This is a genomic window from Nocardia anaemiae NBRC 100462, from assembly GCF_001612725.1.
Classification (GTDB): Bacteria; Actinomycetota; Actinomycetes; order Mycobacteriales; family Mycobacteriaceae; genus Nocardia; species Nocardia anaemiae.
In genome coordinates, this window is record NZ_BDAZ01000018.1 from 72,332 (window position 1) to 84,046 (window position 11,715).

An 11,715-nucleotide genomic window follows, 5' to 3' on the forward strand; every position below is an offset into this window, starting at 1 on the left:
ACCTATCTGGTGGGCAGGGCCGGTGTGGTGCACTCCGCGCCGGAGACGTTGGGAATGCAGACACCCGCGGCCTCGGACAGCAGCAGCGCCCCGCCGACCAGCGCGGCCACCGCGATCGCACCGAAGACGAAGACCCACAGCAGCGCGGGGATGTGAGTGAGCCGGGCGAGCTGATCGGCATCGGAATCCGCGCCCTGCGGCATATTCCAGCGACGAACCCGCCCGCGCTGCAATTCGATCACCGGCCGGGTGCCCGCGAGCAGTAGGAACCACGCGCCGAGATAGGCGAAACCGGCCTGCACCGTATCGGTTCCGAACCAGGACACCGCGAAGACGATGGCGCCCAAACCGAATACCGTCAGCAGTCCGTAGACGTTGCGCACCTTGATCAGGACGGCGGCGAGCAGGGCGATCGCGGTCCAGAGCATGAGGGTGATCCGGTTGGCGCCGAGCAGCGCGGCGAAGCCGAGACCGAGCAGCGGTGGCGACGGATATCCCGCCATGGCGGTCAGGATCATGCCGAGGCCGTAGGGTTTTCCGCTCGATACGGTCAGGCCGGAGGTGTCGGAGTGCAGTGTGATGCTGTTGAGCCTGCGGCCGGTGAGCAGCGCGGTGAGCGCATGTCCGCCCTCGTGCGCGATGGTGACCACATTGCGGGTGATCCGCCACAGCGGGCTGTATCCGATCAGAATCAGGGCCGCGGCTGCGGTTGCGACGACCAACCACCATGGTGGCGCGGCCTGGGTTGTGGTGAGCCGGTCGGCGATGGAGGCGCCGCGCTCGACGAATTCCGCTGTTTGCACCGCCGCACCTTATCCGGCCGCGGCGAGCTTCGCCGAGTCGTCGCGAGCCGGTCAGATGGTGACGAGCTCGCCGAGATCCGCCGATTTGCGGGCCGCGTCGAGCAATCGCAAGGTCGTGACGGCGTCGCGTGGGTCGACCGGAACGGGTGCGCCGTCGAGGAGGGCGGCGGCCGTCGCGTCATAGAACGCGGGGTAGTCGCCCGCGATCGTGGGAACCGGTTCGAGGCCGGGTTCCGCGCCCAATACACCCCACCGTTCGGGTTCGACTGTGCCCCAAGGGCCATCACCCGGACGCCGACCCGACCGCAGTGCCTCCTCCTGCGGATCCAATCCGTAAGTGAGGTAAGCGGCTTCGGAACCGAGCACTCGGAAACGTGGTCCCAGCTGTGGCGTTACCGCGCTCATCCAGAGGTGTGATCGCACGCCGGAGGTGTGGGTGAGTGCGACGAAGGCGTCGTCATCGGTCTGGATATTCGACCGTCGCCGGTCCAGCTCGCCGTACACCGTGCGCACCGGGCCGAACAGCGTCACCGCCTGATCGATCAGGTGACTGCCCAGGTCGAACAGCAGTCCGGCACCCTCTTCGGCGGAACCGACCTCGCGCCAGCCACCCTTGGGCACCGGCCGCCACCGCTCGAACCGGGACTCGAAACGGCGCACCGCACCGAGCCGCCCCTGCGCGATCAGTTTCCGCACGGTCAGGAAATCACCGTCCCAGCGCCTATTCTGGAATACCGACAGCACCAGCCCGGCGCGCTCGGCTCGCGCGATCAAATCCTCGCCTTCGGCGACAGTCACCGCGAACGGCTTGTCGACGACTACCGACAGCCCGGCGTCCAGCGCCTGTCGCGCCAGCAGCGCATGTGTTTGGTTCGGCGTCGCGATGACCACCAGATCGAGGCCCGCGATATCGGCGAACAATTCCTCCGCACTCGCCAGCACCCGCACCCCGGGATGCTCGCGCCGCGCCTGCTCGGCCCGCTCCGATGACCGCGTGACCACCGTCGCCACCCGCATCCTCGGCTGCGCAGCGATCAGCGGCGCGTGGAATACCGATCCAGCTAATCCGTACCCGACAATGGCGACCTGCAAGCTGCTCATCGCTCCGACGCTACCGGTGAGCCGGGCGCGGGAGGTCTTTCTCGACCGGGATCCGATGACGCGAATCGTTTGCGGATGACGCCCCGCGGCCGACCGGGGGCAGCCACCTGTTGACTTGTTGTTGCGACAACAGATATCGTTGTCGCAACAACAACCCGTAGCAATCAGGGAGTGTTCCGATGTACGTGATTTACGAAGAAGCCGTTATCGCCGGTGAGATCGAGGAGATCTGGCAGGCCGCCACCGATGTGGCCAACTGGCCGTCGTGGGATCCGCACGAGGAGAAGGCTCGGATCGACGGACCGTTCGCGCCGGGAACCGCCGGATGGGTGAAACCCAAAGGCGCGCCGGCGGGTCCGTTCACCATCACCGCCGTCGAGTCGGGACGTTCGTGGACCAGTGAGGCCGGGATTCCGTTCGGCAAGATCCGTGGCCATTACACCTATGAACCGCTCGGCGACGGAACCGTGCGTGTCGCGAAGCGGATGGAGGTACACGGCCCGTTCCGGCCGATCTTCCGCCTGATCTGGGAGCGCGGCATTCGCACCGATATGCAGCTGACCATCGCGGCGCTGGAACTCGAAGCGCGACGGCTGGGAGCCGAACGTGGCTGAACCGCAAGGCCCGCTGATGAGTCCGGGCTTCTGGCTGCATCACGCGGCGTTGGAATGGCGCGCCACCGTCGAGCGCAACCTGCGCCCCCTCGGTCTCACCCTCACCCAATTCAATCTGCTCGCCTCGGCGGGCTGGCTCGGCAGGCAGGGTGAACCACCGACTCAACAACAGGTGGTCGATATGGCGGGCGCCGACCGCATGATGGGCTCCCGCGTAATCCGAGTCCTGGAAGACCGCGCCCTCCTCGCTCGCCGCCCGGACCCCCACGACGCCCGCATCCTCCGCATCGAAGTGAGCCCCGAGGGCCGCACCCTCGCCCGCCGCGCCATCCGCATCGTCGTGGACACCGACGAACAAATCTTCGGACCCGACAGCGAAGCCCTCCGCGATCGCCTCAAATCCATTGCAGCGCAACGTATTGGTAATTGACCGACCGGGTGCTGGAGGCTCAGCGAATCCGATGCCGATGCCGATGTGTGTTTCTCGGAGTTTGCTGATGTACCGCCGCGGCCAGCGCGTAGCATCTTGGATGCAACGAATCCCGGTTTGCTGGGCGGGTGCCCGGCGGAGAGGAGATTTCGTGAAAGTCTCGGTCATCGGCACCGGCCTCATCGGCTCTCAGGTGGTGCGCGAACTTACTGCGGCCGGACACGATGCCGCCGGGCATTCCCGCTCGACCGGCATCGACCTGATCACGGGCGACGGGCTCGACGAGGCACTGCGCGACGCCGAGGTCGTGGTGGACGTGGCCAACTCACCGACTTTCGACGAGGCCTCCGCCGATTTCTTCCGGACTTCGGTGCCAAACCTGTTGGCCGCGGCGCAGGCGGCGGGCGTCGGGCACATCGTGACACTGTCGATCGTCGGCGTCGATCAAGTGCCCGGACTCGTCTACTACCAGGCCAAGACGCTGCAGGAAGACCTGGTCAGGGCCGGGCCGATCCCGTACTCGATCGTGCACGCAACCCAGTTCATGGAGTTCGTCGTGGCAGCACTGGAGTGGACCACAGACGGTGATGCCGTGCGTTTGCCGAGCACCGCTATCCAGCCCGTCAGCTCCGCCGAGGTCGCCGCCACCGTGGCCGAGGTCGCCGTCGGCCCGCCACTGCACGGTATTCGCGCCATCGCGGGTCCGGAGATCTACGCCCTCGACGACCTGGGCCGCGTCGTTCTGGCGGCCAAAGGGGACCGCCGCCGCGTCGTAACCGACGAGACCGCCGGCCTCTTCGCCGCGGTCAAGGGCAATGCGCTCATCCCGCCCGAAGGCACCCGCCTGGGCACCACCCACTTTCGCGACTGGCTGCGGTCGCGCTGAGAACAGTGGGAGACAGCACGACGAACCGTCGCCCGGGACGGCAGGGTCGCCCTTATCACCGGCGCGAGCAGAGGCATCGGCGCGGCCGTTGCCCGGTTGCTGGATCGCGGGGCATGCGGGTGGTGGTCGACTGCCGCAGCAGCCGCGAACGCAGCCAGCAGCGCTCAGCGGTACCGACTGAGGATTACGCGTGGTTGGTGGTGTTCCAGAAGCCGATCCACAGCGCACCCCACCAGCAGGCCTGAGAGATGACGAGCGTGAGCGCACCACGGGCGATCAACGGTCGGTCGAGGATGCCGCCGCGGGCCGCGACTCGATCGGTGAAGGCGGATGCTTGTAGGCCGTTCAGGGTCAGGGCGAGGACCAGCGCCATTTTGGTCTGGGTGGTGTGGTTGGCGATATTCGGTTCGAGGAGTACGCCGCTGGCCACCAAGCCGATGACGCCCAGCCAGATGGGCAGTTGCAGGCGATCGGCGACGGTCAGCATTTCGCGCAGGGATGTGCGGCGTAGAACCCAGGCTATGGCGAAATAGTCCACCACCAGCACCGCGCCGAAACCCAGCACCAGCGAGGCCAAGTGGATAAGCAAGGCCGCGTGATGCAGCGCCGGTGCGCAGTGCAATCGGGTCGACAACCAGATCGCCGTGGCGAGCGCGGCGCAGGTGGCCACGGTCCGAATCGCGAAACCGCGCCGAGTTCGCGTCCCACCCATCAGCGCCGTCATCGGTCCCGCTCCACATCACGGCCCTGCATCGTCGATCCTCACTCACACAACTCACCGAACCTGGTTAAGGTTAGGCACGCCTAATGCTAGTGTCTCCGATTTCGGTCGAGATCGACAGGGCGATTCAGCGGCGCCGCGGTACGGCGGTGTACTCCTGTTCCGGGCGGCCGGTGGTGCCGTAGCGCAGACGCATCTGGACGGTGCCCGCGGCGACCAGGGTGGCGAGGTAGCGCTGGGCGGTCGCGCGGGAGATGCCGATGGCGGTGGCCACCTCGGCGGCGGACAGAGGTACGGTGGCCTCCAGGATCGTATGCAGGACAAGGTCTTTGGTGGGGGAGGCGATGACGGTGGCCGCGGCGGGCGTCGAGGTCGGGCGCAGCGCTTGGAGTGCGGCCTCGATGGCAGCGTTATCGATCTGGGGTGCGGCGAGAGTGCGGCGGTAGCGGGCATATCCGGCCAGGCGGGCTGCGAGCATGGTGTGTGGAAAGGGTTTCACCAAGTACGCGAGCGCTCCTGCCGCGAATGCGGATCGGACGGTGTCGCTTTCGGTGGCGGCGCTCAATACCATGGCGTCGCAGTGCAATTCGCGCACGAGATCGATGCCCGAACCGTCGGGCAGGTAGACATCGACCAGCGCAAGGTCGATCGCGTTGACGTCGTTGACTTCTCGCGCGCCAGCCAGGGTGTTCGCGGTACCCGCGACGGTGAAACCGGCGATGGATTCGACGATTCCGGCGTGCAGATTGGCCACTCGGAAGTCGTCGTCCACCACCAGCACGGTCAGATCTGTTGCGGCCATGGCATCTCGCTGTCTACCAGTACTCCGGGGATTCGGGCGATGAATTCGGCGCCGGTGAGCGGCGGCGCACCACCGCGCGCACTGGCGAGCCGGACATCGCCGCCGTGCGCACGGGCGATCTGGCGGATCAGCGCGAGGCCGACGCCGCGCCCGCCCGGTACGCCGTGATCCTCGCGGGTGGAGGTGCCCTCGGTGAACAGGGTGTCGATCATTTCGGGTGCGACACCGTCACCGCTGTCCGCGACAGTGATGTGCAGCGTCGAATCCTCCTGCACCAGTTCGACTTCCACCTGCTTGGTGGGATTGTCGGCGATCCGGGCGGCCTCGATCGCATTGTCGAGCAGATTGCCGAGCACAGTCGTGACGTCGACGGGTTCGGCGAGATTGCCGTCCACCCAGGTATTCGGGCCGAGTACGAGTTCGACGCCGCTCTCGCGCGAATGCGCGGCCTTGGCCGCGAGGAAGGCCTGCAGATACGCGTCGTGGATCGCATCGATGCCCGGTGTTGCCGCGCCGAGTGGACCCGCGCCGATCAGCTCATCGATGACATGTGACGCCTCCTCCGTGCGTCCACCGTGCAGCAGGCCGCTGAGCAGATGCATCTTGTTGGAGAACTCGTGGCGCTGGGCGCGCAGCACGGTGCTCATCGATTGCACGGCGTCGAGTTGGCGGGTCAGCGCCTCGACATCGGTGCGATCGCGCACGGTGAGCACGGCGCCGAGATCGCGTCCATCACGGGTGACCGGCCGGGCCGCGACCACCACGATATGCGAGCCGATGGTGGCCGGTGTCGGTTGTTCGTCGAGCGCACGGAAAACCTCCAGCACCCGCGGCGTCAAACCGATCTCGTCGACCGGCCTGCCGATCTCGGCGCTAATCCCGAGCAGCCGCCGCGCCTCGTCATTGACAAACGTTGTGCGCCAAGCCGAATCGACGGCGAGCACGCCACGGCCGATACCGTGCAGCACCGCCGCCTGACCTTGGACGAGTTCGGCCAGTTCGGCGGGCTCGAGTCCGAGCGTCAACCCGCGCCATCGCCATGCCAGCAATGCCGAACCGGCGATGCCGATCAGTAGCGCCGCGGCGATGAACAGTGCCGCGGTGCGCAGATCGGAGAGCAATTGCCCGCGAATCGCGGTGGTCGAGATGCCGACACTCACCGCTCCGACGATGCGATCCGAATCAAGCGCCACCACAGGTACTTTCGCACGTACCGATGGTCCGAGCGTGCCGCGCTCCTTGACGATCACCTCTCGGCCCGCCAGCGCCTCCGACGGATCCGTGCTCACATGTTCGGTCAGTCGTGCCTCGTCCGGATGCGCCAATCGGATTCCGGCATCGTCGGTGATCACCACGAACAGCGCGTCCGTGCGATCCGTCGTATCGATGGCGATCCGCTCCAGCGGCCCCACGGTGAGCTGTGCCCGCAGCTCGGGGGTCACCGTGCCCGGCGCGTAGCGGGCGACCTCTTCGCGCACCACCGGCTCGGCCGCGATACTGCGCGCGATGGCCAGCGCGCGCTGGCCGTACTGATCGTTGAGCCGTTGGCCGCTGACGTAGCCGAATACCGCGAAGGCCGCGCCGAGGGTCACCGAGACGATCACGATCTGCAGCAGCAGCACCTGGGTGCGCAACCGGAAGTGTCCGGTCGCGCGCCGTTGTGCTCTGCCGTCGCTGGCCATTTCCGCAGCATAAACCACGCAGACGGGCGTGAGCAGAATGCGCACAACCTTCGAATCGCCTCGTTTGCGCCGGTTGTGCGCATAAGCCTCGAAGTGTGACCCGGCACACGTAGGTTCGCTCTACCTGATCCGCTAGGAGCAAGAAAAATGACCGAACCACTCATCGAGCTGCGGAGCGCGACGAAGCGCTTCCCCGGCACCGGCGGCGGAATCCACACCGCCGTCCGCAATCTCGACCTCGCGGTGCAACCCGGCGAATTCGTCGCCGTGGTCGGCCCGACGGGTTGCGGAAAGTCGACGACGCTGTCGTTGGTCTCCGGGCTGGAACCGGCCTCGGCCGGGCGGACGCTGGTGCGCGGCAAGGATGTCAACGGCATCCCGGACGGCATCGGCTACATGTTCCAGCAGGACGCGGTGCTGCCGTGGAAGAGCGTGATCGATAACGTCGCCCTCGGCCCGCGCCTGCGTGGCAAGTCCAAGGCCGAAGCACGCGAACAGGCCCGCGGCTGGGTGCGCAAGGTCGGTCTCGCCGGATTCGAAAGCTACTACCCGCATCAGCTCTCCGGCGGTATGCGCAAGCGCGTCGCACTGGCGCAGACCCTGGTCAACGATCCCGAGATCCTGCTGATGGACGAGCCGTTCAGCGCGCTGGACGTGCAGACCAGGCAGCTCATGCAGGACGAACTGCTGCGCGTATGGGCGGGCACCGGCGCGGCCGTCATCTTCGTGACCCACGATCTGGAGGAGGCCATCGTGCTCGCCGACCGGGTCGTCGTCATGACCGCCAGCCCGGCCACGGTCTGCGGCAACTTCCCGGTCTCGCTGGATCGTCCGCGCGATGTCGAGGAGGTCCGGCTCACCAACGAGTTCCGGGATATCTACAAGGAAATTTGGGAAACGCTGCGCGATCAGGTCGAGGCAGCCCGAGGCAAGGGAGCCTCCCGTGTCGCATAACGTGCTCGAAGATGTGGCGAAGTCCGCGCCCGAGGTCGAAATCGAAACCGAGGAGCAGATTCTCGCGCGCGTGCGGACCAACCTCCGGCGCAACCGGCTGCGCACCTGGGGCCTTCGCATCGCGCTGATCGCGGTGTGGCTGGGCGCGTGGGAGCTCACCGCCACGCTGTGGATCGACCCGTTCTTCTATTCCAAGCCGTCGCTGATCTGGGACCGGCTGGTCGAATGGTTCACCGAGGGAACGCAATTCGGTTCGATCTGGCTGCAGATGTACACCACCGTGCAGGAAGCGGTGCTCGGCTTCGTGATCGGTGCGGTGGCCGGTGTCGTACTCGGCACGCTGCTCGGCCGCAGCCGGTACTGGGCCGAGGTGCTCGCGCCGTTCATCAAGGCGCTCAACGCCGTTCCGCGTATCGTGCTGGCGTCGCTGTTCATCATCTGGTTCGGTCTCGGGCTCAGTTCGAAGGTCGCCACGGTCGTGGTGCTGGTGTTCTTCGCGGTATTCTTCAATGCCTTCACCGGTGCGCGTGAGGTCGACGGCAATGTCATCAATAACGCCCGCATTCTCGGTGCGAGCAAGCGTCAAGTGCTGAGCTCGATCGTGCTGCCGAGCGCGACGACCTGGATCCTGTCCAGCCTGCACACCGCCTTCGGCTTCGCGCTGATCGGTGCGGTCGTCGGTGAATATGCCGGTGCCAGCAAGGGTTTGGGTCTGCTGATCAGCAATGCACAGGGCACCTTCGATTCGGCCGGTATCTACGCGGGCATGATCATCATCACCGTCATCGCGCTGCTGGCCGAATGGGCGATCAGTGCGGCGGAGGGCCGACTACTGAAATGGCGTCCGTCGCAGGCGACTTCGAGCCACGGGATCTGATCATGCGATACGTCAAACATCTGGCGATCATTGTCGGGGTCATCGCGGCACTGCTGCTGGCGACCGGTTGCCGGGACTCGCGAACCATTCCGATGGCCAACGGTCGACCCCAGATCACCATCATGGTCGGCGGTTTGGAGAAGGTGATCTACCTGCCCGCCATGCTCACCGAGAAGCTCGGCTTCTTCGCGAAGAACGATATCGACGTCAAACTGCTCGGCGAGCAGTCCGGCGCGAGCGCCGAAACCGCGCTGCTGACTGGCGATGTGCAGGCCGTGGTCGGCTTCTACGACCACACCATCGACCTGCAGGCCAAGGAGCAGTGCCTGAAATCGGTGGTCCAATTCGCCGATGTGCCAGGTGAAGTGGAGCTCGTCTCCAAAGCGGACGCGGCCGGTATCAATTCACTGGCGGATCTGCGCGGCAAGAACCTCGGCGTGACCTCGCTGGGCTCCTCGACCGACTTCCTCACCCAGGCGCTCACCGGGCAGGCCGGTATGACCACCGCAGACTACACGCGGGTGAAAGTCGGTGCGGGACAGACCTTCATCGCGGGTATGAACCACAACGGGATCGATGCGGGCATGACCACCGACCCGACGGTCGCCACCATGGTGAACTCCGGTGACGCGAAGATCCTGGTCGATATGCGTACCGAGGAGGGCACCCGGGCGGCATTGGGCGGGCTGTATCCGGCATCCTCGCTATACATGCGCTGCGACACCGTCGACGCGCATCCGGATATCGTGCAGAAGATCGCGACCGCCTTCGTGCAGACGCTGCAGTGGATCAAGACCCACACCGCCCAGGAGATCGCCGACAAGATGCCCTCGCAATACGCCAGCGCGGGCCGGGATCTCTACGTCCAGTCCATCCGCGACTCGATCGGCATGTTCAACGGCACCGGCCTGATGAAATCCGAAGGCGCCGAGAATGTGCTGAACGTGCTCGGCAAGTACTCGAAGAATGTGGCGCCCGTCAAGGACCGCATCGATCTGTCCAAGACCTACACGACCCAGTTCGTGCAGGAGGCGCTGCGCGCGAATCAGCAGTAGCGACACCACGAAATCCCATGGCGACCGGCGAACATCCGATCGCCATGGGATTTCGGCCGTTCACCTGGTCGGTGCGTCCTCGGTGTCCGTGGCCTTGAATTCGGCCTTCCATTCGCGGAAGCCCTCCTCGGTGCGCCCGCGCCGCCAATAGCCGGAGATCGAGTTCGCCCATTCAGCGGAGACGCCACGCTCGCGGCGGATGTAGCGGCGCAGGTCCTGCATGACGGCGCGGGCCTCGCCGTGGATGAAGACCTGCACTTGGCCCTCGCGCCAGGTCGCCGCGCGCACGGCTTCGGCCAGCACATCGCCCGGCTCGCGTACGCCGCGATGCAGCCAGGTCAGCTCGATGCCGGTCGGCTTGTCCAGCTTCAATTCGTCATCGGGTCCGGCGACCTCGACGAACGCCTGCCCGACCGCATCGGCGGGCATCGCCTCCAGCGCGGCCGCGACCGCGGGCAGCGCCGCCTCGTCACCGGCCAGCAGATGCCAGTCGGCATCGGTGCGTGGCGCATAGGCTCCGCCCGGTCCGAAGCAGTCGATGGTGTCACCAGGGCGCACCGAGGCGGCCCACGGACCGGCGATGCCCTCATCGCCGTGGTAGACGAAGTCCACGGCCAGCTCACCGGCATCCGGATCGACCGAGCGCACGGTATAGGTGCGCAGCACATCGATCCCGTCGCGCGGGTAAATGAACTTCACATACGAGTCGGTGAACTCGCTCGGCCGGAACGCGGCGAAGCCGGGTCCACCGAAATACACCCGGATCAGATGCGGGGTCAGCCGCTCGGTGCGCTGCACCGTCAGGGTGGTGCGGGGTCGTGCCAAGGTAACCTCCACTAATTGCTAATTAGGCTTGCCTTACCAACCGTACCTGGTTCGGTTCATGCTGAGGGTTACCGCAGACGCGCGCGCCGTACCTGTCACAGGATGATCGGCATGACACAGACCGTGCCGAGCGCCGCCCACGCCGTCCAGCAGCGCTATCGGGATCCGAATCCCACCGAGCCCGCCGAGTGGAATCCGGTGCTGCAGGTGCTGCACCAGCACCGCTCGGTGCGCCGCTACCTCCCCGATCCGGTCTCCGACGACACCCTGCGCCTGCTCATCTCCGCGGCCCAGTCCGCGCCGACCTCCTCGAATCTGCAGGTGTGGAGCGTCATCGCGGTACGTGATCCGGCGCGCAAGGCCCGCCTCGCCGCGCTGGCCGGTGGGCAGGCACATATCGAACAGGCGCCGGTGCTCCTGGTGTTCACCGCCGATTTCGCCCGGCTGCGCCAACTCGCCGATGACCGCGAAGCGCCGCTGGCGGGAGCCGACTACCTCGAATCGAGCTACGTCGGTTTCATCGACGCCGCACTCGCCGCGCAGAATGCCCTCGTCGCCGCGGAATCCCTCGGCCTCGGGACCGTCTACATCGGCGCGATCCGCAACAATCCGGAACAGGTTGCGGCGGAACTGAAACTGCCCGAGCAGGTATTCGCCGTCTTCGGTCTCGTTGTCGGACACCCGGATCCGACTGAGGACGCCCGCGTGAAACCACGCCTGCCGCAACCGGCCGTCCTGCACCACGAAACCTACGACCTGCCCACTCAACGCCCCCACATCTCGGCCTACGAAAACCGCATCGCCGAGTTCTACGCCGAACAGCAGCTCTCGCATTCCTGGACCGAGCGCGTCCTGACCCGCTTGGCCTCCGCCGCCAGCCTCAACGGCCGCCACCGGCTCCGCGAGTCCCTGACGAATCACGGCTTCCGCCTGCACTGAGCGGTGTGGTTCGGATCGCGCGGCGG

Annotated in this window: 13 protein-coding genes; 7 read left to right on the plus strand and 6 right to left on the minus strand. The window is 66.3% G+C overall.

Annotated features, from left to right (window positions below; translation table 11 throughout):
* Nucleotides 1-2 precede the first annotated feature (2 nt).
* The gene (locus tag NA5_RS12880) at nucleotides 3-803 is read right to left on the minus strand and encodes a M50 family metallopeptidase (RefSeq protein WP_062985364.1); all 801 of its coding nucleotides are present in this window, start codon (nucleotides 801-803) and stop codon (nucleotides 3-5) included.
* 51 nt (nucleotides 804-854) lie between these two features.
* Nucleotides 855-1,904, minus strand: coding sequence for a Gfo/Idh/MocA family oxidoreductase (locus NA5_RS12885; protein ID WP_062985366.1), 1,050 nt, complete (start codon nucleotides 1,902-1,904; stop codon nucleotides 855-857).
* A 179-nt stretch (nucleotides 1,905-2,083) separates the two neighbouring features.
* On the opposite strand from NA5_RS12885, the gene NA5_RS12890 reads away from it, so the two are divergent.
* The 3 genes from NA5_RS12890 to NA5_RS12900 all read left to right on the plus strand — a co-directional run bounded on the left by NA5_RS12890 (nucleotide 2,084) and on the right by NA5_RS12900 (nucleotide 3,834).
* Nucleotides 2,084-2,518 (plus strand): SRPBCC family protein, encoded by a 435-nt coding sequence (locus tag NA5_RS12890; protein WP_062985374.1) that lies wholly within the window; start codon nucleotides 2,084-2,086, stop codon nucleotides 2,516-2,518.
* Nucleotides 2,511-2,948 (plus strand): MarR family winged helix-turn-helix transcriptional regulator, encoded by a 438-nt coding sequence (locus NA5_RS12895; protein WP_062985376.1) that lies wholly within the window; start codon nucleotides 2,511-2,513, stop codon nucleotides 2,946-2,948. The genes NA5_RS12890 and NA5_RS12895 overlap by 8 nt, the downstream gene beginning before the upstream one ends.
* A 151-nt stretch (nucleotides 2,949-3,099) precedes the next feature.
* Nucleotides 3,100-3,834, plus strand: coding sequence for an SDR family oxidoreductase (locus NA5_RS12900; protein WP_062985377.1), 735 nt, complete (start codon nucleotides 3,100-3,102; stop codon nucleotides 3,832-3,834).
* Nucleotides 3,835-4,018: 184 nt separating this feature from the next.
* Here the strand turns inward: NA5_RS12900 and NA5_RS12905 are convergent, their stop codons facing one another.
* The 3 genes from NA5_RS12905 to NA5_RS12915 form a co-directional block, all read right to left on the minus strand.
* Entirely contained in the window at nucleotides 4,019-4,558 is a 540-nt protein-coding gene (locus NA5_RS12905) for a hypothetical protein (protein WP_245672209.1), read from the minus strand.
* Between the two features lie 124 nt (nucleotides 4,559-4,682).
* Nucleotides 4,683-5,357, minus strand: a complete 675-nt coding sequence (locus tag NA5_RS12910) for a response regulator (protein WP_062985378.1) — start codon at nucleotides 5,355-5,357, stop codon at nucleotides 4,683-4,685.
* Complete coding sequence (locus NA5_RS12915) at nucleotides 5,339-7,039, minus strand: sensor histidine kinase (RefSeq protein ID WP_062985490.1); 1,701 nt, start codon at nucleotides 7,037-7,039, stop codon at nucleotides 5,339-5,341. The genes NA5_RS12910 and NA5_RS12915 overlap by 19 nt, the downstream gene beginning before the upstream one ends.
* Nucleotides 7,040-7,186: 147 nt before the next feature.
* Here NA5_RS12915 and NA5_RS12920 point away from each other — a divergent pair, with 147 nt between their 5' ends.
* From NA5_RS12920 to NA5_RS12930, 3 genes are read left to right on the plus strand one after another with little or no spacing between them, the layout of a single operon-like run.
* Complete coding sequence (locus NA5_RS12920; protein ID WP_062985379.1) at nucleotides 7,187-7,993, plus strand: ABC transporter ATP-binding protein; 807 nt, start codon at nucleotides 7,187-7,189, stop codon at nucleotides 7,991-7,993.
* Nucleotides 7,983-8,870, plus strand: a complete 888-nt coding sequence (locus tag NA5_RS12925; RefSeq protein WP_157110373.1) for an ABC transporter permease — start codon at nucleotides 7,983-7,985, stop codon at nucleotides 8,868-8,870. Before NA5_RS12920 ends, NA5_RS12925 begins: the two co-directional genes overlap by 11 nt.
* Entirely contained in the window at nucleotides 8,831-9,925 is a 1,095-nt protein-coding gene (locus NA5_RS12930; protein WP_245672210.1) for an ABC transporter substrate-binding protein, read from the plus strand. Before NA5_RS12925 ends, NA5_RS12930 begins: the two co-directional genes overlap by 40 nt.
* A 60-nt stretch (nucleotides 9,926-9,985) precedes the next feature.
* Here the strand turns inward: NA5_RS12930 and NA5_RS12935 are convergent, their stop codons facing one another.
* Nucleotides 9,986-10,750, minus strand: coding sequence for a siderophore-interacting protein (locus NA5_RS12935; protein WP_062985497.1), 765 nt, complete (start codon nucleotides 10,748-10,750; stop codon nucleotides 9,986-9,988).
* Between the two features lie 111 nt (nucleotides 10,751-10,861).
* Between NA5_RS12935 and NA5_RS12940 the strand changes: the two genes are divergently transcribed.
* The gene (locus NA5_RS12940; protein ID WP_062985499.1) at nucleotides 10,862-11,689 is read left to right on the plus strand and encodes an NADPH-dependent oxidoreductase; all 828 of its coding nucleotides are present in this window, start codon (nucleotides 10,862-10,864) and stop codon (nucleotides 11,687-11,689) included.
* Nucleotides 11,690-11,715 lie beyond the last annotated feature (26 nt).